This is a genomic window from Catenulispora pinistramenti (assembly GCF_018274385.1).
GTDB classification, from domain to species: Bacteria; Actinomycetota; Actinomycetes; order Streptomycetales; family Catenulisporaceae; genus Catenulispora; species Catenulispora pinistramenti.
In genome coordinates this window covers 1-25356 of record NZ_JAAFYZ010000161.1, presented here as the reverse complement: position 1 = coordinate 25356, position 25356 = coordinate 1, and the positions used below count along the sequence as shown (strand labels likewise).

General features: G+C 70.8%; 13 protein-coding genes. 8 read left to right on the top strand and 5 right to left on the bottom strand.

The genetic code is table 11. From position 1 onward, the window contains the following. Positions 1-1081 precede the first annotated feature (1081 nt). Positions 1082-2665 (bottom strand): TNT domain-containing protein, encoded by a 1584-nt coding sequence (locus tag KGQ19_RS34120; RefSeq protein WP_212017004.1) that lies wholly within the window; start codon positions 2663-2665, stop codon positions 1082-1084. A 15-nt stretch (positions 2666-2680) separates the two neighbouring features. Next, on the bottom strand, positions 2681-4357 hold the full coding sequence (locus tag KGQ19_RS34115; protein ID WP_212017002.1) for a protein kinase domain-containing protein: 1677 nt from the start codon (positions 4355-4357) through the stop codon (positions 2681-2683). A 189-nt stretch (positions 4358-4546) separates the two neighbouring features. On the opposite strand from KGQ19_RS34115, the gene KGQ19_RS34110 reads away from it, so the two are divergent. From KGQ19_RS34110 to KGQ19_RS34100, 3 genes are all read left to right on the top strand, one after another. After that, a complete protein-coding gene (locus KGQ19_RS34110) occupies positions 4547-4996 on the top strand; it encodes a MarR family winged helix-turn-helix transcriptional regulator (protein ID WP_212017000.1) in 450 nt (149 codons plus the stop codon). An 89-nt stretch (positions 4997-5085) separates the two neighbouring features. After that, complete coding sequence (locus KGQ19_RS34105; protein WP_368862204.1) at positions 5086-6750, top strand: MFS transporter; 1665 nt, start codon at positions 5086-5088, stop codon at positions 6748-6750. Positions 6751-6756: 6 nt separating this feature from the next. Continuing rightward, positions 6757-7314: a cysteine hydrolase family protein gene (locus KGQ19_RS34100; RefSeq protein ID WP_212016996.1), complete on the top strand. Its 558-nt coding sequence runs from the start codon at positions 6757-6759 to the stop codon at positions 7312-7314. Between the two features lie 24 nt (positions 7315-7338). On the opposite strand, the gene KGQ19_RS34095 is transcribed toward KGQ19_RS34100, so the two are convergent. Continuing rightward, entirely contained in the window at positions 7339-7737 is a 399-nt protein-coding gene (locus KGQ19_RS34095; protein WP_212016994.1) for a hypothetical protein, read from the bottom strand. Between the two features lie 118 nt (positions 7738-7855). Between KGQ19_RS34095 and KGQ19_RS34090 the strand changes: the two genes are divergently transcribed. The 5 genes from KGQ19_RS34090 to KGQ19_RS34070 all read left to right on the top strand — a co-directional run bounded on the left by KGQ19_RS34090 (position 7856) and on the right by KGQ19_RS34070 (position 22734). Further along, a complete protein-coding gene (locus tag KGQ19_RS34090; protein WP_212016992.1) occupies positions 7856-10318 on the top strand; it encodes a tetratricopeptide repeat protein in 2463 nt (820 codons plus the stop codon). Positions 10319-10376: 58 nt separating this feature from the next. Continuing rightward, positions 10377-13382: a helix-turn-helix transcriptional regulator gene (locus KGQ19_RS52205; protein WP_212016990.1), complete on the top strand. Its 3006-nt coding sequence runs from the start codon at positions 10377-10379 to the stop codon at positions 13380-13382. A gap of 271 nt (positions 13383-13653) precedes the next feature. Next, complete coding sequence (locus KGQ19_RS34080; protein WP_212016988.1) at positions 13654-17979, top strand: carboxypeptidase regulatory-like domain-containing protein; 4326 nt, start codon at positions 13654-13656, stop codon at positions 17977-17979. 232 nt (positions 17980-18211) lie between these two features. Then, complete coding sequence (locus KGQ19_RS34075) at positions 18212-20971, top strand: LuxR family transcriptional regulator (protein WP_212016986.1); 2760 nt, start codon at positions 18212-18214, stop codon at positions 20969-20971. A 152-nt stretch (positions 20972-21123) separates the two neighbouring features. Beyond that, positions 21124-22734: an amidohydrolase gene (locus KGQ19_RS34070; protein ID WP_212016984.1), complete on the top strand. Its 1611-nt coding sequence runs from the start codon at positions 21124-21126 to the stop codon at positions 22732-22734. On the opposite strand, the gene KGQ19_RS34065 is transcribed toward KGQ19_RS34070, so the two are convergent. Together KGQ19_RS34065 and KGQ19_RS34060 are read right to left on the bottom strand one after the other, a co-directional pair. Then, positions 22724-22906: a hypothetical protein gene (locus KGQ19_RS34065; protein WP_212016982.1), complete on the bottom strand. Its 183-nt coding sequence runs from the start codon at positions 22904-22906 to the stop codon at positions 22724-22726. The two genes, KGQ19_RS34070 and KGQ19_RS34065, sit on opposite strands and share 11 nt — an antisense overlap. Positions 22907-22934: 28 nt before the next feature. After that, positions 22935-25205 (bottom strand): ATP-binding protein, encoded by a 2271-nt coding sequence (locus KGQ19_RS34060; RefSeq protein ID WP_212016980.1) that lies wholly within the window; start codon positions 25203-25205, stop codon positions 22935-22937. Between the last annotated feature and the right edge of the window lie 151 nt (positions 25206-25356).

The window sequence follows — 25356 nt, the reverse complement described above, 5'->3', positions numbered from 1 at the left end:
GAACTTGACCCCCGGCCACCGGCACTGTAGGCGAAGCCCTGCCGACGCGACCGAGGGGAACGAACCGAAAACCAGCCGGAAGAATAGCAATCGCAAGGAACGAGGACACGGCTTGGTGACGCAGCTGTCGGTGAGGCTATGGCGGCAGGTCGCTGGTCAGTTGGTCGAGAACATGCCCGGGTGCGGTGCAGCCGTGCCACAGCAACCAACCGCGACTGATATCCCCGGCAGGCCTTGCTGTCCGCAGCATCGGCTTTGGTGGCGAGGCCAATCCGCTATCCGCCTGTGTCTGTCTTGGTAGTCGGCGCGATCCGCACCCGCCAGCCGGGAATGTGCACCTCGGGGCTGGTGCGCTGCCAGGCGCTGAACCGGCGGCCGAATTCGGCGAGTCGCCGGTACCGAACCACCGGGCTTTGCCATTCTTCCGGCTGGTTTTCGGTTCGTTCCCCTCGGTCGCGTCGGCAGGGCTTCGCCTACAGTGCCGGTGGCCGGGGGTCAAGTTCGCGCTGCACAAAACCGCAGCTCAGGCACCCAACCGCCGCGCGCGGACTTGACCCCCGGACACCGGTGCTGTACCCCCCGGGCTGACGACGCGACCGAGGGGAACGGACCGCACCACCTCACAAACCGCAGCCGCTGAGCCCTGACCCAGCCACCCTAGGGAACCGCGCTAGTTTCCCTGAGGTTGCCGAGGCCCGCCGGAGGCCCGGCCCTTCACCACAGCTCTTGACCTTGATCTTGCTTGTGGCTCTTGATCTTGCTCTTGATCTGGCCTGTGCTGTTGACCTTGCCTGTGTCCTTGCTCTGACTTGCCGGAGTTGAAGAGGCCTGAGGTGGGGCGGGGTTGTGAACGCGGGAACCGGCAGCCGACAAACACGACTCGCCGACCCGAACCCCGAACCGGCACAACTATGACCGAAGGCCGTAAAAAGCTTTGAAAACCACACCCCAACCGCACCCGGCCCGCAGCAACAGCCACCACCAGATCCCGCCCGACGACCGGCGCATCGCGGACTACGTCCCGAAAACTACATCACGAACTACGTCACGAACTCCCGAGCAAAGGTTGCCTGACGCGGCACTAGCCCTGCGCGGACGCAGACGCAGGCGCAGGCGCGCAAACAGTCGGCTGTTCGAGCGGCTCGAGCGAACCGTCGGCGAGCAGGTCGGCCACCGAGCGCTCCAGCACGTACACGGTGCCGCCGCCCGCCTCGTCGTACCAGGCGATCGGTGAGGCGACGATGCCGCGGACCGGGCGGAGTAGCCGGTAGATGTGGTACTCGTGGTCGCGGACTTCTGGCGGCTGGGAGCGGTGCGTCCAGTCGGTGCCCACGGCGTACAGCGTGTTGCCCGACGGTTCGCCGTAGCGGTCCATCTCGGTGCCCGGTGGCAGGGTGAGGATTCGCTTGCCGCTGTAGATCTGGAGTCCCGCGTCGTCGCCGAGTGGCTGGATCGGCCACTCGTCGGTGCGCCGTTTGGCGTCTGGTGCCAGCTCGTCCCGGAAGGCGGAACGGTTCAGGTACAGGTGCCCGACGAAGTACCGGACCGCGTGCTGCACGGTCGCGAACTCCGCGCGCTGAAAGCGTTGCCCGCCCACGGCGAGGAACACCGCCCAGGCGTCCGCTTCGGGCACCAGGCACCAGGCCCCGTCGGCGACGTCGCCGATCCGGTAGCGGGTGGGGTCCAGGGCCAGTTCCGCGGCGGCGTCCTCGGCTGCGCGCAATGCCTCGGTCTCGGCCGTCTTCGGGTCGGTCGCGGCGGCCAGGGTCGCCGCGGCCGCCGCGCCGACGCGTTCGGCGAGCCACTCCGGCAGGTTCGCGCCGGTGCGGGGGAACAGTTCCAGCTCGCGCGCGAGTGCCGTGGTCGGCGGGGCTTCGTCCCAGGACGGTTCGGCATCCCAGACGTAGGTGAACTCCGTGTGCGACTTCATGTCGATCGTCCCGCCGGCCTGGAACCAGGTGCCGCGGCCCTCCCGGTACATCCCGGCCCGCAGCTTCGCCAGCAGTTCGGCGACCTCCGCGGGCGGCTCCCAAAGGTACGAGCCGCCGTCGGTGGCTCGGCGGACCATCACGGGCAGCTCGACGTGGTCGCCGACGACACGGTAGGTCAGGAACACCTGCTGCCAGTCGGTCGGCACGGTCAGCACGATACGGTTCGAAAGATCCTGCCAGATCTGGTTCTGGCCCTCGGGATCCAGTGGCAACTCCACCACTTCGGGCGGCGTCGGCGGGACTTCGGCCCCGGCCTCGGCGAGTTTCTCCCGTAGCCACGGCGGAAGGTGGAACGCGTCGCGCGGGTAGCGCTCCAGGTCGCGCAGCCAGGCGGAGGGGTCCACGTTCGGGTCCCACTCCGGGTCCCAGTCCAGGTTGTACAGCAGGTAGAGCTTGCTCGGCGCCTCGATCAGGAACCGCATCGAGAACCAGGTGCCTTCGCCCTGGACGTAATAAGCGTCGCGGATGCCGAGCACCGCTGGGATCGCCGCGGCCGGGAGCTCGACCTCGGCCCGTTCACCGTCGGCCATCAGCACGGTGAGCGTGAAGTCCTGCAGCTCGGCGGTGACCCGGCTGAACAGCTCGATCTGCCGCCAGCCCTCCGGGGCCGCGTCGACGAGTGCGTAACCCACCTCGTAGGTGAGCGCTTGCCACTGGTCGTGGTCACGTGCCATCGGTGAGGTTTCCTTTCAGCTGCAGTGCGGACTGCCCGAGTCCCAAGCCGAGACCCCGTACGCGTTCACCGCGCGGACGGAGTAGCAATATCCCGTCGGGTAGGCCTGCCAGCCGGACACCTGGTAGCTGGTGTCGGCGGTGTGGTAGGTCGTGTCCGTGGTCGTGCCGCCGGTCGACGTGCCGTTGTTCGTGTAGTGGATGTCGTAGCCGGTCGCGCCGCTGACCGGCTGCCAGGCGATGGTCACCACGAAGCCGCTGAAGCCGCTCGCCGTCCCGACCGTGGCGGTCGCGCCGGTCGGTGGCTGGGGTGCGCTTCCGCGGGGCTGGCTGCTGGTCGGCGGCGGGGGAACGGGCTTGCTGGTCGACGGCGGGGAAGGCGGTGGTTTCCGGGTCGAAGAGGTCGGTGTCGTCTGGTTCGGCGCCGACTGTGAGGTGGTGATCGAGGTGTCGGGCCCTGGGCCGGGTCCCGCCCCCTGGATGCTGGTGGTCCCCGAGACGGTCGTGGTGCCGAGCGTCGGCGGCGGGGCGGCCGAGTGCGATCCCGGGGATCCCGACGTGGCGGCCTGCGCATCGGGGCTGGTGGCGCCAGGTGCCGGCGAACTGGACGAAGAAGATGCCCCTGCCGCCGCACCGGGGTATTCGCCGCCGCCGAGCGCCGCCTTGCCGGAATCGCCCGGCCGTTTGCTGCCGCCCAGGCCCGCCCCGAGTATTCCGGCACTGATGACCAGGACCGCGGCCGTCGCCAAGGCGACCATGGTCCAGCGTCGGCGACGTTGTCCCGTGGGAGGCAGGGATTCGGTCGGGGTCTGGGCGAGGGTCCGCGGTTCGGCGCCGTCGATCACCACCGTATCCTCCGAGGCGCCCCCGTTCCCCTCCGGCCCCGCGAGCGCGCTGAGCCGTGCTTGGACCTGGCCGGCCGTCGGCCGGTCCTCGGGGTTCTTGGCCAGGCACGCCAGGATCAGGGCCTTGACGATCTGGTCCTCGACCCCGTCGAGGTCCGGTTCCTCGTGCACGATGCGGTAGGCCAGCGACGTGTTGTCGCCCTCGCCGAACGGATGCCGCCCGGTGGTGGCGTAGGCGAGCACGCCGCCGAGCGCGAAGATGTCCGCCGGCGGCCCCAGCGTCCGGCGCCCGCGGATCTGCTCCGGCGCCATGAACGGCGGCGTGCCGACGACCGTCCCGGTGCGCGTGATGGTGCTGGCGGCGGCCTCGCGGGCGATACCGAAGTCGATGAGGTAGGCCCCGTCCGGACCGAGCAGGACGTTGGCCGGCTTGACGTCTCGGTGCACCACCCCGGCCGCGTGGATGGTGTCCAGCGCCTCGGCCAGACTCGCGGCGATCTCCTGCGCCCGGCTCGGCGACAGCGCGCCGCCCTGCTTGGCCACCGCATCGTGCAGCGACGGGCCGTCGATGTACTCCGTGGCCAGCCACGGCGGCGTGGCTTCGAGGTCTGAGGCGACGACCTGGGCGATGAACCGTCCGCTCACGCGCGCGGTCGCGGACGCCTCGCGCGTGAAGCGCTTGCGGAAGTCCTCGTCACGGACGAGGTCGGCGTAGACGACCTTCACAGCGGCCTGATGGCCGTCGGCGTCGACACCGAGATAGACGCGGCCCATGCCGCCCGCGCCCAGTACACCCAGGGATTGGTAGGGACCGATACTCCGGGGATCAGAGTCCTGCAAAGGCTTCATCCCGGCTCCCCCTGTATACGCTCGCCCCGTCGCCTGGCCCGCGTCGGACCTTAACAGAGCGGATGATCAGGCTGGAGGGAAAACGCCGGGACCGGTCCCCGTGCTCTCGTGGACGGCCTCAAGCCCGAGCAGTGGTAGTCCGCGAGACGGGGTAGTTACATCGCGTTAATTAAACTAAAGTAACTACTTGTGGACGAGATCATTCGGCACGCGCCTGACGCGGAAGAGCTCGCAGCCGAGTTACAGCTGGTCGTGGGCCGTATCTCGCGCAGTGTGCGGCACGCCCACGCCGTGGGGAACGTGGCGCTCTCCGAGCTGTCCGTCCTGTCCCGGCTGGATCGGGAGGGCCCGGACTCCCCCAGCTCGCTCGCCGAGTCCGAGCGGGTGCGCCCGCAGGCCATGGCGGCGACCTTGGCGAACCTGGAGCAGCGCGGCTTGGTGAGCCGGCGGCAGCACGCCGGCGACGGCCGCCGCGTGGTCATCGCCGTGACGGACGCGGGCCGGGCCCTGCTGGCGGACCGCCGGTCAGAGTCGGTGCAGCGAATAGCGGCGGCCCTCGACACAGAGTTCACGCCGGCGGAACGGCACGCGATGCTCGCCGTGCTGCCGCTGCTGGACCGGCTCGCGGAGCGGCTGTGAGATCCGCGCCGAAGGACCGGTCCGGCGTCCGTGCCGCGGACGACGGCTCCAAAGGCGACCGCACCACGGACGACCGCTACAAGTGGGTCGTGCTGTCCAACACGACGCTGGGCGTGCTGATCTCCGCCGTCGACGGTTCGATCGTCATCATCTCGCTGCCCGCGATCTTCCGCGGCATCCACCTGGACCCGCTCGCGCCCGGCAACATCGGCTACCTGCTCTGGATGATCCTGGGCTACCTGCTGGTCTCCGCGGTCCTGGTGGTCGCCCTCGGCCGCCTCGGCGACATGTTCGGCCGGGTCCGGATGTACAACATGGGCTTCGCGATCTTCGCCTGCGCCTCGCTGGCCCTGTCGGTCGACCCGCTGAAGGGCGGCAGCGGCGCGCTGTGGCTGATCGGGTTCCGCGTCGTCCAGGCGGTCGGCGGATCGATGCTGACGGCGAACTCGGCGGCGATCCTCACCGACGCCTTCCCGGCCCGACAGCGCGGCATGGCGCTCGGCGTCAACCAGATCACCGCGCTGGCCGGGATGTTCCTCGGCCTGCTGGCCGGCGGTCTGCTCGCGGCCATCGACTGGCGCGCGGTCTTCTGGGTCAGCGTCCCGATCGGCGTCATCGGCACCATCTGGTCCTACCGCAGCCTGCGGGAGGTCGGAACCCGCAAGCCCGGCCGCATCGACTGGGTCGGCAACATCACCTTCACCGCCGGGGCCGGTTCGCTGCTCGCCGCCATCACCTACGGCATCCAGCCCTACGGCGGCCACTCGACGGGCTGGACGAACCCCTGGGTCCTGGGCGGCCTGATCGGCGGGGTGCTGCTCCTGGTCGTGTTCTGCGTCGCCGAGACACGCATCGCCGAGCCGATGTTCAACATCGGGCTGTTCCGCATCCGCGCCTTCGCCGCCGGGAACCTGGCGGCGCTGCTCATCGCGATCGCCCGCGGCGGGCTGCAGTTCATGCTGATCATCTGGCTGCAGGGCATCTGGCTGCCGCTGCACGGCTACGACTTCGAACGCACCCCGCTGTGGGCCGGCATCTTCATGCTCCCGCTGACCGTCGGATTCCTCATCGCCGGACCACTGTCCGGCTACCTGTCGGACCGATTCGGCGCGCGGTTGTTCTCCACCACCGGCCTGATATTGGTCGCCGCCGCGTTCGTCGGCCTGCTGCTGTTGCCGGTGGACTTCGCATACCCGGCGTTCGCGGCCCTGCTTCTGCTCAGCGGAATCGGCCAGGGGATGTTCTCGGCCCCGAACACCTCGGCGATCATGGGCAGCGTGCCGCCGAATCAGCGCGGTGTCGCCTCCGGGATGCGCGCGACGTTCCAGAACTCCGGCACCGCGTTGTCGATCGGCCTGTTCTTCTCCCTGATGATCGCGGGGCTGGCCAGCTCGCTGCCGCACACCCTGAGCACCGGCCTGCAGGCCCAGGGAGTGCCGGCGGACACCGCCCACCAGGTCGCGGGGCTGCCACCGGTGAGCACGCTGTTCGCCACGTTCCTCGGCAAGAACCCGATCGCCCAGCTCCTCGCGCCCAGCGGTGTCCTGCACACCCTGCCGGCCCACAGCGTCCAGACCCTGACCGGCAACCGGTTCTTCCCCGAACTGGTCTCCGGACCCTTCCACCACGGACTGGTCACCGTCTTCAGCGCGGCCGCGGCGATGTCACTGATCGGGGCGCTCGCCTCGGTGCTCCGCGGCCGCCACCACCAGGCCGGACCGGAGCAGCCGGCCGCCTCGACGAAAGAAGGATGAGCAAGCATGCCGGAGACCGCCCTGCTCGTGATGGACGTCCAGCAGGCCATCGTGGACCGCCACCCGGACGCCGACTATCTGCCGCGCCTGCGGGGCGCGATCGACGCCGCCCGGGCGGCCGGCGTCCCGGTCGTCTACGTGGTGGTCGGGTTCCGCCCCGGACACCCGGACATCAGCCCCCGCAACAAGACGTTCGGCGCGCTGGCACAGAGCGGCAGGTTCGTCGAAGGCGATCTCAGTGCCCGGATCCACCCGGACGTCGCGCCGCTGCCCGGCGAAGTCGTCGTCACGAAGAAGCGGGTGAGCGCGTTCGCCGGCAGCGACCTGGACGTCGTGCTCCGGGCCGGCGACGTCCGGCACCTGGTGCTCACCGGCATCGCCACCAGCGGCGTCGTGCTGTCCACCCTGCGCCAGGCCGCCGACCTGGACTTCGGCCTCACCGTCCTGGCTGACGGCTGCCTGGACGGCGACCTGGAGGTGCACCGGGTGCTCACCGAGAAGGTGTTCCCGCGGCAGGCCGACGTCGCCACCGTAGAGGAGTGGGCCGGGGCCGTCGGCAGGTGAGGCGGTTGATCCGCTTCGGTGCGGCTAGTTGCTGAACCGCTCGTTCGGAGAGACGACCTCCTCCGACTGGCCGCCCGTCCTGGAGGTGTATTCGATGTAGGTGGTGTAGCCGGTCCCGTTGGAACCGGTCAGATGCCAGGGGCCGTAGTGACCGGTCTTGCAGGGGAGCCCGGTCTGCCAGACCAGGTCTCCGGTGTTGTCGTTCATCACGTACATGAGGATCGAGGAGCACCCGCCGGGCAGGGCGTTGATGTAGGCGTCCGGCTTCACACCCGTGCTGTCGGCACTGATGCAGGCCTCGACGCCGTTGCGCGAGGTGCAGCCGCCGCCGCTGGACGCGAACGCGGCGGCCGGAACGCCGATGGTGATCGTGGCCGCGGTGAGCCCGGTCGCGGCGATGGCCAGAATGCTTCGAGTGCGCATGGTTTCCCTTCCCGTTCTGGTTCGAGGACGTCCCCGAGCCTAGGGAGACGTCAGATTGTTGGCCCGGCGTGCAAAAATCTTGAAACAACTCACTGACGCGTCAAGGGATGCCGCCGCGATGGGACGCAGGGAAAGGCCTCTGAGGGAGGCGGACAGCCCGCTTTCAGCGTTCGCGGCGGGACTGCGCAGCGTGCGCATGGCCGCCGGATCGCCGTCCTACCAGACCCTGGCCGCCCGGACGCATTTCTCGATCGCCACCTTGTCGCGGGCCGCGGCCGGAAACACCCTGCCCAGCCGCGAGGTCACCGCGGCGTTCGTCACGGCGTGCGGCGGGGACGTCGCCTACTGGCTGGCCGAGCATGAGCAAGTCCGCAGTCTGCTGGGCTACTACAGCCCGGCTCCAGGCGCCGGACGTGCTCTTTCGAACCCGAATCGGAACCTGAGCACGAACCCGAACCCGAGCCCGACGCCAGCACCAGCACCAGCACCAGCACCAGCACCAGCCGCCGGCATCGCACAACTCCCCGCGGACATCGGCGACTTCAGTGGGCGTGCCGAGCAGATCGCCTTCCTTCGCAGTGCCCTGATCGGCGGCGCCGACCGGCCCGGTCAGGCAGCGATCGCGATGGTGACCGGGAGCGGCGGGGTGGGCAAGACCTCGCTGGCCGTGGCCGTCGCCCATCAGCTCGCCGACCGGTTTCCCGACGGTCAGTTGTTCGTCGACCTGCACGGCATGGGCCCCCTCCCGCGCGACCCCGCCGACGTCCTGCGCACCTGGCTCAGCGAACTCGGCACCCCGACCGACACGCAGCCGGCCGGAACCGACGCCCTCGCCGCCCGTTTCCGCGGCCAGCTGGTCGGAAAGCGGATGCTGATCGTCATCGACAACGCCAAAGACAGCTCCCACCTGTCCCGGCTGCTCCCGGCGACCGCCGGCTGCGCGGTCCTGGTCACCAGCCGCAATCGCCTCGCCGAGTTGCCCGGCGGCGTCCGGCTCGACTTGGAGCCGCTGTCGGAGTTCGACGCGCTGACGATGTTGGGGGAGGTCGTCGGGGCCGAACGGCTGCGCGCGGAACCGTCGGCCACGGCCCAGATCCTGCACGCCTGCGCCGGTCTGCCGCTCGCGCTGCGCATCGCCGGCGCGCGCCTGCGGGCCCGGCCGTCGTGGTCGGTCGCGACCCTGGCCACGCGGCTCGCCGACCAGAGCCGCCGGCTGGACGAACTGCGGATCGGCGACCTGGCGGTCCGGACGAGCTTCGAGGTCAGCCTCGCCGCGCTCCCGCCCGGCGCGATCGCCGGCGCTGATCCCGATGCCGGGCCTTCCCCTTCCCCTTCTCCCTCTCGTCTGTTCGCTCTGCTGGGTTTGCTGACCGGGCCGAGCATCAGCGCCGCGGCAGCCGCCGCACTTGCCGGCATCGATGAGGACCAGGCGCAGGAGACATTGGAGACCCTGGTCGACTCGTACTTGATCCAGACCTCGGGGCCCGGCCGCTACCACCTTCACGACCTGCTGCGGGGCTTCGCGGCCGAACTCGCCGTCCAGGAACTCTCACCGGAGGAACAGACTGCGGCCGTCACTCGATGCCTCCGCTGGTACATCCACGCGGCGGCGGCAGCGGCCGACCACCTCCCGTACCGCACGCCACGTGCACTGCAACGGGCGCTGCCCAAGATCCCGCCGTACGAGGCGATACCGGCCTTCGCCGATCTGGACGCCGCCAAACGCTGGTTCCGTGACGAACGCCCCAACCTGCTCGCGGCCGTCACCCTGGCCGATGCCGCCCTCCCCGGGCCGGAGGCACATGCGCTGGCCCTGCAGACCTCTGAGTACCTCTTCGCGGAGATGCTGTGGTCCGACCAGGCCGAGTTGTGCCGCGTCATCGAACAGCGCACCCGACGTATCGGGGACATAGCGGGCAACGCGCAAGCCTTGAGCACCCTGGCCTTCGCCCTGGGACGGCTGCATCTCCAAGACGAGGCCCTGGACGCCGGACAGCGTTGTGTGGCAGCCGCCGAGCACCTCCAGGATCCCCGGATCCTCAACAACGCCTACACCGCCTACGGTGCGGCACTGGTGAAAGCCGACCGCCCGCTGGAAGCCGCGAGTCTCATCGAGCGGGCACTGGAGATCTCCCGCGGCATCGGCGAACCGGGTCTCATCGCCAAGGACCTCATCAACCTGGGTCTGATACTCCGGCAGTTCGCCGGGCCCGCCGAAGGCGACCGCCACCTCATCGAAGCCGTGCGGATCGCCCGGGCCGCCGACGAGCTCTACACCGTCGCCTACGCCACCAACGAACTGGGCACCTCGCAGCGCGACCAGGGCAACAGCCGCGAAGCCGTCAGACTCCTGACTCAGGCCGCGAACCTGCGCCGAACCATCGGCGACCACACCGGCCGTGCCGAGAGTCTGCTGGTCCTCAGCAGCGCCCTGCTCGCTCTCGGTCAGCACGCCGACGCGCGCGCGGCCTGGGAGGAGGCGTCGCTCATCGTGGACGACGTCGATGACGCCTATCTTCGGAGACTTCGGGCTGACCTCAACGCGATGTTCACCGCTTCCGCACCGTCGGACAGCACCTGACCGGCACAGTTCCCGCCGCCGCAGCCGGTGGGGTGAGCGCCGTCGGTAGTCTGGCACCGTGAATCGGCGCACGTCGGAGGTTGAACAGCAGGCTGGTGTCTCGCACGTTGCCCGGATCGGCACACCGCGCTTCGTCGGCCGCGAGGCCGAGCTGACTCAAGTCGTCCGCGCGCTCTTCGCCTCTTCCGCGCTGGTCCTCGTTGAAGGCGAGGCCGGCATCGGCAAGAGCCGGCTGGTCCGTGAAACGCTGGCCGCCCTCCGGACGCACACGGCCGGTGCGGCCGACCCGGGCGCCGCACCAGTCACCGAGCCGCTGGTCGCCTTGTGCCCGCCGTTCCGCGAGCCGCTCACGCTCGGGCCGATCGTCGATGCCGCGCGGCAACGGCGCTCCGACGTCTCCGGGCTGAGACTCAGCGCGCTGGCCGGGACACTGCGTCCGTTGTTCCCGGAGTGGGGCGATGCGCTGCCGCCCGCGCCGGAGCCGCTGAGCGATCCGGGGGCGGCGCGGCACCGGCTGATCCGCGCGCTGGCCGAACTGCTGGACCGGCTCGGGGTGCGCGTGCTCGTGGTCGAGGATGTGCACTGGGCCGATGAGGCGACCATGGACTTCCTGCTCTTCCTCGCCACGCGCCCCACGCAGCGAATCAGCCTCCTGCTGACTTACCGGGCCGAGGACCTTCCCGCCGACTCGCTGTTACCGCGGCTGTCGGCCAGCGCGCGGCAGGTCGCGGACTCCTCGGGCGGCCAGGGGAACGTCCGCGTCACGCTCGGCGGGCTGGAGCCGCCGGAGGTCGCGCAGCTGGTTTCCTCGATGCTGGACGACGAGCTGGTCTCCCCGGCCTTCGCCGAGCTGCTGCACTCGCGCACCGAAGGCGTGCCGCTGGCGCTCGAGGAATCGGTGAGGCTGCTGCACGCCCGCTCCGACCTGGTCCGGCGGGACGGCGAGTGGATCCGGCGCACCCTGGACGAGATCGACGTGCCGCCTTCGATCCGGGACGCGGTCACCGATCGCGTCGGCCGGCTCGGCGCCGAGGCACAACAGATGCTGCTGGCCGCGGCGGTGCTCGTGGACGCCGAGGCGGAGCCGGTGCTGGCCCAGGTGAGCGGTCTGACTCCGGACGAGGTCGGGCCCGCGCTGCGCGAGGCGGTCCTCAGCGGCCTGATCGATGAGGACGAGGCCGGACGCATAGCTTTCCGGCATGCCCTGGCCGCGCGCGCCGTCTACCGCCGGGCCGCCGGACCGGATCGCCGTGCGGCACATCGGCGGGCCGCGGCGACGCTCGAGGACAAGCGTCCGGTACCCGTCGCGCGGCTGGCCTACCACTACCGGGCCGCGAACGAGATGACGCAGTGGCGTCGGTACGCCGAGCAGGCCGCCGATCTCGCGCTGGCCGCCGGCGACCACCCGACCGCGGTGTCCTTGCTGCACGAACTGCTCGCCGAGGGCGGGCTGCCCGCGAGCGACGTCGCGCGCATCGCGCAGAAGTTCCCGCTGCTCTCAGTCACCGGCTACCTGCGCCGTGCCGACGTCGTCAGCACCTTGCGTTCGGTGCTGGACGACGAGCGGATCCAGCAGGCCGACCGGGGCCGCATCCGCGAGCAGCTCGGCAGAATGCTGATCCACCTCGGCGAGCACGCGGGCGGCGTCGAGCAGCTCCAGCGGGCCATCCCGGACCTGGCGGACAGCCCGTCCGACCTGGCGCGGGCGATGGCCACCCTCGGCGGCCGGATCGGGATCGGCTCGCTGCCCGCCGCCGAACTCCGGCGCTGGATCGACCGGGCCGCGTCGGTCGCCGAGTCCCGGCTGCCGGAGGCCGAACGGCGCATTCTGCTGATCGACCGGATCACCGCTCTGCTCGACCTCGGCGACCCGGCCGGCTGGGACCTGGCCGCGGGCTTTCCCACTGAGCAGACCTCGTCACAAGGCACGTTGGACCTGGCCCGGCTCGCGATGAACACCGGCGACGCCGCGATGCAGTGGGGCCACTACCAGGACGCCCGGCGGCGGCTGGCGATCGCCGGCGACCTCTCGCGCCGTCACCGCCATCAGCGGCTGCGCGACATGACGCTGGTGACGATCGCGCACCTGGACTGGTTCACCGGCGCGTGGAGCGGTCTGGCGGACCGCGCCCGGCACTGGGTGCGGCTCGATGACGAACCCGTCATGCAGCTCGACAGCCGACTGGTCCTCGGGCTGCTCGGCGCGGCCGCGGGCGACGACCCGACCGCCGAGGACGCGGTGCGCTCGGTCCGTGACGACGCCGCCCGGCGCGGCATCGCCGAGATGTCGATGGAATCGACCGGCGCGCTCGCCCGGCTCCGCCTGGCCGCCGGCGATGTCCAGGAGGCTCTGTCGCTCACTGACGACGCCGTCGAAGTGGTCATGGGCAAGGAGATGTGGCTGTGGGCCACAGAGACCGTGCCGGTGCGGGTGGCGGCGCTGATCGCGGCCGAACGCCTCAGCGAGGCCGAGGATCTGGTGTCCGCGTTCGCCGGGGGCTTCGACGATCGGGCCATCCCCTCGACCCGTGCGGCACTGGAGACCTGCCGCGCCCTCCTCGCCCAGGGCCGTGACGAACATGCCGAGGCCGCCGCCGCGTGGGATGTCGCCGCCGCCGCGTGGCAGGCGCTGCCGCGACCGTACTCTGCGCTGCTGGCCCGTGAGCAGAAGTCCTTTTGCCTGGTGAAGGCTGGCGAGGGCGAAGCCGCGCTGTCGCAGTGGACTGAGGTCGCGCAGGGGCTGGCCGTACTCGGAGCCAAGAAGGATGCCGAACGTGTAGCCGGCACGATTCAGGAGCATGGCGGCAAGAAGCCGGGGCGCCGCAGGGCCGGGCGCCGCGGCTACGGCAACCACCTCTCACCGCGCGAACAGGAAGTAGTGGAGCTGCTACTCAGCGGTCTGACGAACCGGGAGATCGCGATCGCGCTGTCCCGCTCCCCCAAGACCGTCGCGGCCCAGCTCAACTCCGCGATGCGCAAGCACGGTGTGTCAACGCGGACCGCGCTGGCCGTCCTGGTGACGCAGACACGTTTCGGGGCCATGGCGGACTCGGCTCAAGACTGACTCTTCTTCTTACTGATTCTTTTCTTTAGGGCATCTGCCCAATCGAGCACCGCACGTTCACGCCGCATACTCGCCATGGACGCCAGCCACCACCACGAAAGGCAACTCCCCGATGCACTCCCGCGGGCGCCGGCGTGCGCCCTTTCTCGGACTGATAGCCGGCCTCATCGGCTTCAGCCTCTGCTACGCCTCCCCGGCATCGGCGAGTACGAACTCACCGAGCGACGTGGCGTCATCGAACACCACGAGCGTCGTTTCGTCGCAGGGCCCGGTGACACCAAATCCGCCCAAGACGCCCAAGCCGCCTACGGCCGAGACACAGAGCGACCCGCGCCTGGCCAAGCTTGCCGCGGGCCGGCCGGACTACAGCCCGGCGACGTGCAACGTGCCCGACCCGGCCCCCGGCCACGCGGTCTGCTTCGCGCTGGAAGCCACGGACAAGGCCCGCAGCCTGATCGCCGGCACCGACGGCCCACCGGCCACCGCGCTCGGTCCGGCCCAGATCAAGGCCGCCTACCACCTGCCCGACGGCGGCCAGGGGCAGACCGTGGCGATCGTCGACGCGTTCGGCGCCTCCACCGTGGAGTCCGACCTGGCGATCTTCCGCCAGCACTATGGTCTGCCCGCCTGCACCTCCGCCAACGGATGTTTCCGCAAGACCGACCAATCCGGCGGTACCGACTACCCGGCCGACGACAAGGGCTGGGCTGAAGAGACTTCGCTCGACGTCGACGCGGTGTCCTCGGCTTGCCCGCAGTGCCACATCCTGTTGGTCGAGGCGGCCAGCGCCGCCTCCTCCGACCTGGGCACCGCTGAGAAGACCGCGGTGAGCCTGGGCGCGAAGTACGTCTCGAACTCCTACGGCATCCCCGGTGAGTTCGCCGGCGAACTGGCCGACACCGACTACGACCACCCCGGCGTGGCGATCGTGGCCAGCTCCGGCGACACCGGAAACGTGGTCAACTGGCCGGCGTCCGACGCGAACGTCGTGGGGGTGGGCGGCACCACACTGACAGCCGCCCCGTCGACCACGCGGGGCTGGACCGAGACCGCATGGGCCTCCGGTGGTTCCGGCTGCTCGGCCTACGAGCCGCAGCCGGTGTTCCAGGCCGGCCTGGCCACCGACTGTGCCAAGCGGGCCACCACCGACATCTCCGCGGTCGCCGATCCGAACACCGGCCTGGCGGTCTACGACACGCTCGGCCAACCGGGGTGGGTGCAGGTCGGCGGCACCAGCCTGTCCGCGCCTCTGATCACCGCGATGTACGCCCTGGCCGGCACGCCAGTCGCCGGGACATACCCGGTGACCTATCCGTACGCCTTCGGCGGCAACCACCTGTTCGACGTGACACAGGGCTCTGATGGCAGCTGCGGCAACGTACTGTGCACCGCCGGTGTCGGCTGGGACGGCCCGACCGGCATGGGCACGCCGAACGGCGTCACCGCGCTGACCCTGGGCAGTCTCGGTACCGCGACCGGCATCCTGACGTCCTCGGCCGGCAGCCCGGTACCGAACGCCAGTGTCGTTCTCACCGACGCGTCGCAAGGCCTGACCTTCCACGCGACAACCGACGCGCAAGGCAAGTTCACCATCGGAGTCACGCCGGGTACCTATAGCGCGACCGCATCGGCGTACGGCTTCAAGTCCGCGACGCAAGCCGGCGTGCAGATCACCGCGAACCAGACCACGACTGTGAACCTCACGCTGTCCGCCATCCCGTCCAAGACGGTCTCGGGTAAGGTGCTCGACTCGACCGGCCACAAGTGGGGGCTGTACTCGAAGATCACCATCGACGGCTACCCGAACGGCGCGATCTATTCGAACCCGAAGACAGGCGCCTACTCGGTGAGCCTGCCCGAGGACGCGACGTACAAACTGCACGTGACGCCGATCTATCCCGGCTACGGCACCGCCGACCAGTCGGTCACGGTCGGCACCGCCGACGTGGCCCAGAACCTCGCGGTGGGAGCCGATCAGAACCTCTGCACGGCCCCCGGCTACTCCTACCCGGCCCAGGCGGACTTCGAAGGGTGGACCGGAACCACTGGCAAGGGCGGCTGGACCGTCACCAATAACAAGGGCGCGGCTGCCACCTGGGAGTTCGACGACCCGAACTCTATGTGGAACCTCACCACCGGCTCGGGCAACTTCGGCACCGCCGACCCGTACGACCACAACGGCGCGGCCGAGGACACCGACTTCGTCTCGCCGGTCATGGACCTGTCCGGGCAGCCCAACGCGGAGTTGAAGTTCCTCACCGCGTACCTGCCGGCCGCGGGTACCGTGGCCGAGGTCGACGGAAGCGGCGACGGCGGCAAGACCTGGCACCAGATCTGGATCGCGAACGGCAGTGAGGTCCAGGGTCCGGTCGCCGTACCGCTGACCGGTCTGGCCGGTCACGCGGGCGTCCAGGTGCGGTTCCACTACAGCGGTGCGGGCCTTTCGCTGTGGCAGCTCGACAACGTCTACGTCGGCACCTGCCGCACCGTGCCCGGAGGCATCGTGGAGGGCGACGTCACCGACGGCAACACGCACCAGCCGCTCAACGGTGCGGTGACCACGGACACGGCGAACGCGACGGCCACCGCGACCAGTCACCCGACTCCGGAGGACACCGCGACCGCCGACGGCTTCTACTGGCTGTTCAGCCAGGGTGCCGGCCGGCACACCTACACCACCGCGGCCAACCGGTACGCCACGGCGACCACGACTGCCAAGACGATCGCGGATTCGGTCGTCGAGCACGATGTCACCGTGCAGGCCGGGCGGCTCTCGGTGGGTCCGTCGTCGCTGTCGGTCAGCGAGGAGCTCGGCACGAAGACCCAGCGGGACGTCACCCTGACCAACACCGGCCGGGCCCCGCTGCACGTCACGCTCGGCGAGCAGAGCGCCGGCTCCACCGCACCCGGTGCCGATGCGGCGTCGAGCGATGCGGCGTCGAGCGATGCGGCGTCGAGCGATGCGGCGGCTCCGGATCCCGAGTCCCCTGCCGGGACATCCAGCGCGCCGGTGCCGCTGAAGCGGGTGCCGGGTGACTACCCGACCGGTCCGGCGGTCCGTTCCGAAGGCACGGATCCGGCGGGCAAGACTCCAACGAATCAGGCTCCGGCGAATCAGGCTCCGGCGAATCAGCGTCCGGCAACTCCAGCGAAGCAGACGCCTGCGATCGCTCCGGTGCCGGGCACCGGCGGCTGGCAAGCCATCGCCGACTACCCCGAGCCGATCATGGACAACGCCGTCGGGTACTACCAGGGCCGGGCCTACTCCGTCGGCGGCGTGACTCAGCTCGTCGGCGGCGTGGCCCTCGCCGACAGTTTCGTGTACGACCCGGTCAGCGCTTCCTGGACCGCCATCGCCCCGCTGCCCCAGGCGCTGGAGTCCCCGTCGGCGGCATTCCTGAACGGCACGATGTACGTGGTCGGCGGCTGGAACCACGACGGCAAGATCCAGTCCACCGTCTACGCCTACCATCCGGGCGGCGATTCGTGGACTCAGGTCGCGGACCTGCCGCAGAGCACGGCCGCGTCCACCGCCTCGGTGCTCGATGGCAGCCTGTACGTGATCGGCGGCTGCGCGACCGACGGCTGCGAGAGTCTCTCCTCAGCGGTCTACCGCTACTCGCCGAACGCCGACAGCTGGACCAAGCTGGCTGACTATCCGGTGTCGATGCAGTGGGGCGCCTGTGCCGGCATCACCGCGGAGGTGATCTGCGCGGGCGGCGACACGCACGACTCCGGCGGCCACACCCAGGGCCTGGCCTCGACATACCTCTTCCACCCCAAGACCAACACCTGGACACAGGCCACTGACATCCCGTACACCGACTGGGGCATGTCGTCCAGCGGCGCCAACGGCCAGTTGCAGATCGTCGGCGGCATCACCGGCACCGACGGCACCAACCAGGCCGAACAGTACGACCCGCTCAACAACGTCTGGAGCGCACTGCCGAACGCGGTCTACCCCACCTTCCGCAGCGGCGGCGCAAGCTGCGGCATGTACCAGATCGGCGGCGCGATCGCCGCCGGCGCCGCCTTCCCCAGCGGGAACGCCGTGTCCCAGGTACTGCCCGGCTTCGACCAGTGCGGCGGCGACACAGTCCCCTGGCTCACCACTCAACGAAACCACGGCGCATTGGAGCTGGCGCCAGGCCAGAGCGTCCACGTCCGAGTAACGATCGATACCTCGCAGATCACAGCGCCGGGCAAGTACACCGGCGCGCTGACCTTCACCACCGACACCCCGTACGTCAGCAACGCACTGCCGGTGAACCTGCGCGTGGCCGTGCCCCGGTCCTGGGCCGAGGTCACGGGCACGGTGACCTCCGCCGCCACACCGGGCAGCGCCGCGAAGCCGCTCCCCGGCGCGACGGTGCAGCTGTGCCCGGCACGCGACGCGACATCCGGCACCTGTACCTGCGCTCACGCTCGGTACACGGTCACCACCGACGCCCACGGCGCGTACTCGCTGTGGCTGCCCGGCCGGGCCGAGCCGATGACAGTAGTCGCCTCCACCTCGGGATACGCCTCGCAGACCAAGGAGGTGACGATCCGCAGGGGCGGTGTCTTCGAGCTCGACTTCACGCTGACGACCGCGTGACAAACCAACCCTGACGCGCGCACCTCCATGGCCACGCGCGAGCCGCGCCCCGCAGAGGCAGACAGCACCTGCGGGGCGCGGCAGCACAGCACGGCACGGCACGGCACCAGGTCCCACACCAGTCGGCGACGCGCAGTCCTCCTTCGATAGCGCGCATGCGCTCGTGGCCGCGGCTACTTTTGCACACGGCTTTTCCTGGTAGCCGCATCCCCGCGCGGCTTGACTGAGAGTCATGGTGATCGAAGCTGACCTGCCCCTGATCGGCCGCGACGAAGACCTCGCACGGCTGGACGCGTTCCTGACCGACGTCCCGCGCGGCGGCGGATCGCTGGCCGTCCTCGGCCAGGCGGGCGTCGGCAAGACGGCGCTCCTGACGGCGACGGCCCGACGGGCCGGGCAGCTCGGGATCCGGGTCATGTCGATCGGCGGAGTCCAGTACCGGGCCCAGATCGGCTACGGCGCTCTGCGGCAGCTGTTGGAATCCTCACCGGAAAGCCGGCTGGCCGCGGGGCGGATACCCGCGCTGGCCACGGTTCTCGGATGCGCGCAGGGCCGGACGCCCGGCGACGAGGCGGTCGCCGAATCCCTGTTGGCGTTGGTCTCGAAGTTGTCGGCCGGGCATCCCATCGTGCTGATACTCGACGACACGCAATGGCTGGACCGCGCCAGTGCCGCCGTCCTGGGACGGGTCGCGCGCCTGTTGCCGGGCTGCGGAGTGGGGGTGCTGTGCGCCGCGCGGATGGGAGAGGAGAGCTTCTTCGACTGCCGCGGGATCCCGGCCCTCGACCTGGGGCCACTGCGCCAGGACGCCGCCGAGGAGTTGCTGACGCGGAGCTTTCCGGGGCTGGCCGCGCCGGTGCGGCGCCAACTGATCGCCGCCGCGGAGGGCAATCCGCTGGCCTTGCTGGAGCTGCCCGCCGCGCTGACCGACGCTCAGCGCACCGAGCCCCGGGCCCTGCCCGAGCAGCTTCCGCTGACGCGCCGGTTGCAGGCGACTTTCGCCTCCCGCGTCGAGGGCCTGTCCGCGCCCACGCGGCATCTTCTGCTCTTGGCGGCGTTGGAAGGCAGCGGCAACCTGCAAGTGGTGCGCCGCGCGGTGGCCGGGAAGTGCCACCTGAAGCACTTGGCGCCGGCTGAACGGGCCCGGCTGATCGACGTCGACGACGTGACCGGCCGCCTGGCGTTCCGCCACCCGCTGATGCGCTCGGCGGTGGTGGCGCTGTCGACCAGCGACCAGCGGCGCGGGGCGCATCGGGCGTTGGCGGCGGCCTGGCACGACACGCCGGAACAGCGGGCCTGGCACCTGGCGCGGGCCGTGATCGAGCCCGACGAGTCCATCGCGGCTCTGCTGGAGGAGGTGGCCGATCTGAGCTCCCGGCGCGGGGACGGCCCGAACGCGGTGGCCGGGCTGCTGCGCTCGGCCGACCTGAGCCCGGACGGGACCGAGCGCGCGCGACGGCTGGCCAAGGCGGCGTACGTCGGCGCGATCCTCACCGGCTATGTGCGCGACGTCCCGAAGCTGCTGAACTCCGCGCGCCACGCCGCCCCGGAGGCCGACTCGCTGGCCGAGGCGGTGGCCGCCGCCGTGTACGCCCTGAACATTCACGGGGACATCCGTACCGCGCACCGGCTGCTGACCGGCGCGTTCGCCTCCCAGCCCGCGCCCTACGACACCGGCGACAGCACCGTGGCCGAGGCTTTGTCCCTGCTGCTGATGGCCTGCGTCCACAGCGGCAGAGACGGGCAGGAGTGGGCGGACTATGACGCGGTCGCCGCGAAGTGCACGTCGGTCCCCGAGGCCTTGTATCTGCTCCGAAGGACGTTCGCCGACCCGGCGCGGGCCCGGCCCGGCGACTGGGCCCGGCTCGACGCCGCGCTCGCGGCGCTGCCCGGTGAGCCGGACCCGGCCCGGATCGTGCGGATCGCGACCGCCGCGGCCCACGGCGACCGCCTCGGGGCGGTGGACGGACAGCTGCGGCGCACGGCGCGCGGCGGCAGCGCCGGGACCAACTGTTTCCCGGCCATCCAGGCCTCCTTCCTGTGGGGCAGCCATGCCTGGAGCACCGGCCAGTGGATCGAGCTGCGCGAGGTGGTCGGCTACGGGCTGGCGCTGTGCGCGGAGCTCGACTATCCGCTGCGGGCCTGGACCGGCAAGTGGACTCTGGCGTGCCTGGCAGCGGTGCAGGGCGACCTCCAGACCGCCGGCGCGCTCGCGGACGAGATCGAACTGTGGGCCGCCCCCCGCCGGGCCCAGGCTGTCCGCTGCTACGCCGCCCATATCAGAACCCTGATCGCCCTGTCGCAGAACGACTTCGAACGCGCCTACCACCACGCGCAGGTGATCACGCCGGCCGGGGAGTTGGCGCCCTTCGCCGGGCACGCGGTGTGGACGATCCTGGACCAGGTCGAGGCGGCAGTCCGCTCCGGTCGGCGGCAACAGGGGCTCGACCACGCCGCCGCCGCGCGGAAGGCCGGCCTGGAGGCCGTCTCCCCGCGCCTGCGCATGATCGTGCTGGCCTCGGCCGCGCTGGTGGCCGAGGATGACCAGAAAGCCGCGCGGCTGTTCCAGGAGGCGCTGTCGGTCGTCGCGGTGGAGCGTTGGCCGTTCGACACGGCGCGGGTCCAGCTGTACTTCGGCGAGCTGCTGCGTCGCAGCAAGGCTCCGGCCCGGGCCCGGTGGCATCTCGACAACGCCGTCGAGACCTTTACCCGGCTCGGCGCGGCGCCGTGGACCGAGCGCGCGAGCAAGGAACTGCGAGCTTGCGGCGCCCCGGTGCACGTCCCGCCGCGCCCCGAGGGCGTGGCCCTCACCCCACAACAGCGGGAGATAGCCGCCCTGGCCGCGGCCGGCCTGACCAACAAGCAGATCGCTGAGAAGCTCTTCCTGTCCCCACGAACGGTCTCCAGCCACCTCTACCAGCTCTTCCCGAAACTCGGCATCACCTCCCGAGCCGCGCTTCGCGACGCGTTGGAGCCCATCATGCGCGGCTGAGCCCGGCGGCTGGGTCCGCCGACCAAGCCCGCCGACCAAGCCCGGCGACTGGGCCCGCCGACCGGGCCCAGCGACCGAGCTCTCCGATTCGCCCCGGAAGTAAGTCACATGACGGGAGCATGCCGGTCCGCCCCGCTCGTACCGTCGATGGCATGACTCATCCCTATGCCGACCTCCTGATCCGGGCGGGTGCGGTGCACACGCTGGTAGCCGGCCTGCCCGTCCAGCGTGCCCTCGCGGTACGCGGCGACCGCGTCGTCGCCACCTCCGCCGACCCGAACGGCCTGGACGCCTGGCGGTCGGGGCGCACCCTGGTCCACGACCTGCCCGGCTCGACGGTCCTGCCGGCCTTCGACGACACCCACACCCACCTGATCTTCGCCGCTCGCAGCGCGAACGACGTCCCCGTGCACCTGGCGAACACGATCGAGGAGTTCGTGGAGCTGATCCGGCAGCGGGCGGCCACTACCCCCGAGGGCCAGTGGATCCGCACCACGACGAACTGGCAGGAGCTCAACCTGGCCGAACGGCGCATGCCCACCGCGGCCGAGCTCGACCGGGCCACCGACCGCCATCCGGTGCTGGTGAAACGAGGCGGGCACAACGACGTGGTCAACTCCTACGCGCTGCGCCTGGCCGGGATCACCGAGGACACCCCGGCGCCGCCCGGCGGCGTCATCGGACGCGATGCCGGCGGCCGGCTGGACGGACGGCTCATCGACAACGCGCAGCACCTGGTGGAGCGGCTGCTACCGGCGGACGATCCGGCACGGCGGATCGACGGGCTGCGGCTGGCCAGCGCTCAGTACGCGGCGACCGGCATCGGCACCGTCCGGGACTGCGCGGTCTGGCCCGACGACTACCGGACCCTGCTGGCCGCGCGGCAGGAACGTGCCCTCAATACCCGAGTCCGGGCCCTGATCGCCACGTTCGGCCTGTTCAGCGCCGCCCAGGTCGAGGACCTGCTCGATGAGATGGAGCAGTGGCGGTACGGCTCCGATCCGTGGCTGAGCGTCTGGGGCGTGAAGTTCGGACTGGACGGCGGGCTGGAGGCCGGCGCCACCGAGCAGCCGTACGCCTGCGACCACACCTTCTCCGGAACACTGATCTGGGAGCCGGACGCTTTCGCCGACGCCGTGCAGGCGGTGGTGCGGCGCGGCTGGCGCGTCGGCACCCATGCCTACGGGGACCGCGCGGTGCGCGTCCTGCTCGACACCTATGAGCGGGTCCTGCGAGACAACCCCGGCCTGCCGCCCGGCACCCTGGTGATGGAGCACGGCGGCCTGGCCGGTCCCGAGCAGCGGGCCCGCGCAGTCACCCTCGGCATCCCGGTCACCATCCAGCAGCCGCTTCTGCACGACACCGCCGAGGTCGAGACCGGCTACTGGGGACCGGACCGCGTCGCGCGCCTGTTCCCGGCCCGGCAGTGGCTGGACGCGGGCGCCCTGATCGCCGGCGGCTCGGACTTCCCGGTCGGCCGGTTCGGCGCCATGCGCTCGGTCTGGGGCATGATCACCCGGCAGACCGTGATCGGCGTCCAAGGGCCCGAACACGCCATCGGCTACGACGAGGCGATCGCGCTCCACACCACCGCCGCCGCCCGCCTGACCGGCGAGCACCGGCTGCGCGGCGTGCTCGCCCCCGGTCGGCTCGCCGACTTCACCGTCTGGGACCGCGACCCGGGACGATGCCCGGTCGATGAGCTCCGCGATCTGAATCCCAGCCACACCTACATCGGCGGAGTCGGGGTGGTCACGCCGTAGCCCACTCCTCCAGCAGCGCGTCCGCCTCGGTCATCCGCGCGTCCGCCTCGGTCGCCCGCGCGTCGGCGGCCATCGCCGCGAACCGCTCCCGGACTGTCCGAAGCACCGCCACCGCCTCGCCGGCTTGGCCGAACAGCTGCTCGGCCTGCTGGGCCAGCTCCTCCCCCGGCATGATCGAAGCATCGACCGAGACATCGGCGCTACTGCGGCACGCGGCACTGCTCCAGCAACTCATCGGCCTCAGCGGCCTCCGCCACGGCCTCCACCTCCTGGAAGTGTGCCCGGGCCGCCTCCAGCACCGCGACGGCTTCATCGAGCCGGCCTTGCTTTTTCAGCAGCAGTGCCAGTCTGATCTCGACGCGGCCCTGGTGGAGCTTCATGCCGATGCGGTCGGCGTTGGCGGCGGCCAATCGGTACGCGCCGTCGGCGTGTTCGTACTCATCGATCGCCTCGTAGGCCGCGGCCAGGTGGTAGTTGCCCGATGTCAGCAGGACGTCGGCGATCGTCTGCCAAGCCCCGCCAGGCGGCGGGCGACGGGCTATCTCCAGCGCCGCCCGCAGTTTCTCGATGGCCTCGTGCGGTTGTCCGAGCGCTGCCAAAGTGATCCCGACCGAGGTGAGCACGGTCGTCTGGCCCGTCCAGTCCTCGGCCTGCGCGAACAGCGGCTCCGCGCGCTGGTTGTACGCCAGCGCCGCCGCGGGATCCGTCATCGTCACGGCCCGCGCCGCGTAGTGGAGTCCCCAGGCCTGTTGCCGGACCGCGCCGGCCTGCTCGGCGATGCGCACCGCGTTGAGAGCGGTCGCCACCGCCTGCTCGGTCTCCCCCCTCTGGGCCGTGGCCCACGAGAGGTTGTACAGCTGTGTCGCCCGCGCGACGGGGTCGCCCATCCGCTCAGCCGCCGCACTGGCGAGCGTGAACAACTCGTGCCAGTGCGGCCACAGGAGCCACTGGTTCGAGAACCAGTGCAGCACGTCGGCCGCGTCGACCACCATGCGGTCCCAACCCTGCTCGGCGGCGACGCGGACCGCACCGAACCAGTTGTCTGACTCGGTGCGCAGCCACGCCTCGGCAGCCTCGGCCGTGGACAGGTCGACCGGATGGCGCCAATCCGGCGGCGCGGCGCCGCACGCGGGGTCGAACCAGGAGGCGGCGGCCATCGCCACTGCCAAAAGCCATTCGGTCAGCGCCCGAGTCAGCGCTATGCGCTCGGTCGGACTCTCTTCGGCCACGAAACGCTCGCCGGCGAACAGGCGGATAAGGTCGTGGAATCCGAAGCGGTCCTCGCCGGCCTGGGCCAGCAGACCCAGCTCATGGAGTTCGTCCAGCAGGTCCTCGGCGTCGTACAGCGAAGCCCCGATCAGCACCGAGGCCAGGGCCGCTGTGAAGTCGGGCCCCGGCACCAGCGCGAGCCGGCGGCACAGCCGCTGCGCGGCGGGACTGAGCTGGTCGTACGACATGCTGAACGCCGCGGTGATCTGCGTGATCTGCGGGTCCCCGGCGTGGATCCGTCCCAGGCGCCGCTCGGAGTCGGCCAGCCGGTCCGCCAGCTCGCGCGCCGTCCAGGCCGGCCGCGTGGCCAGCCGGTTGCCGATGATCCGAAGGGCCAGCGGTAGGCCGCCGCACAGCGCGGCCAGATCCGTGAGCCCATCACTGCGGGGGCCGTCCGGGTCGCCGATGATCGAACCCAGCAAGCCGCGGGCCGCCTCGGGCTCCAGTACCGGCACCGGCAGCCGCTCGACCCCTTCCAGCCCGGTCAGCAGCCTGCGACTGGTCACCAGCGCCACCCCGGATCCCGCACCGGGCAGCAGCGGCCGCACCTGCTCCTCGTCCCGCGCGTTGTCCAGCACGACGACCGCCGGCCGTTCCTCCAGCAGCGCGCGCAACTGCCCCGACCGGGCGACCACGTCATCCGGTATCTCGCGATTCCCGACCCCGAGCGCCTTCAGGAGCCGGAACAGCGCCGTGGCGGGGTCAAGGGGGACGGCGTCCATGCCGCGCAGATCCACGTAGAACAGTTCGAAGCCGCCGGCATCCGCCAACCGCCGTCCGGCCGCCACCGCGAGCGTCGTCTTGCCGACGCCACCGGGCCCGGACAACACCACGACCGACGCCGCGGGCCGGGAGTCCGAAGCCAGGTCTGCCAGACGCGCCAGTTCAAACTCACGACCGGTGAAGTCCGGGACCTGCCGTGGGGGCACACACCATCCAGGCGGACCGCTGACGGGCCGGGCACGTCCGGCCTCCGCCAGGCGCTCCAGCCTGTCCCGGTCCGCCTCCTCCAGGCCCAGTCCGTCAGCGAGTGCCGTGACGGTGCGCCGCTGCGGTCCGAGACTGTGCCCGCGTTCCAAGCCGCCGATGTTCCGAGCGCTGACCCCCGAGGCGTCCGCCAGCGCCTCCAGCGTGAGCTGCCCGCGCTGACGCAGCCTGCGCAGTTCGGCGGCGAACGTGGTCTCCGGTATTTCGTCGCCCATATCCATCCTGACTTGCTCCGCTCTCCACCCGCCCTAGATCGATCACCGTACCGGGAATCCAGTGCTGTATCAGGCAACGTTTGCCCGGGAGCTTTCGCGACGTGGTTCGCGATGTGCCGGGCGGCGGGCGGGATTCGTTCTGTCTCTTATA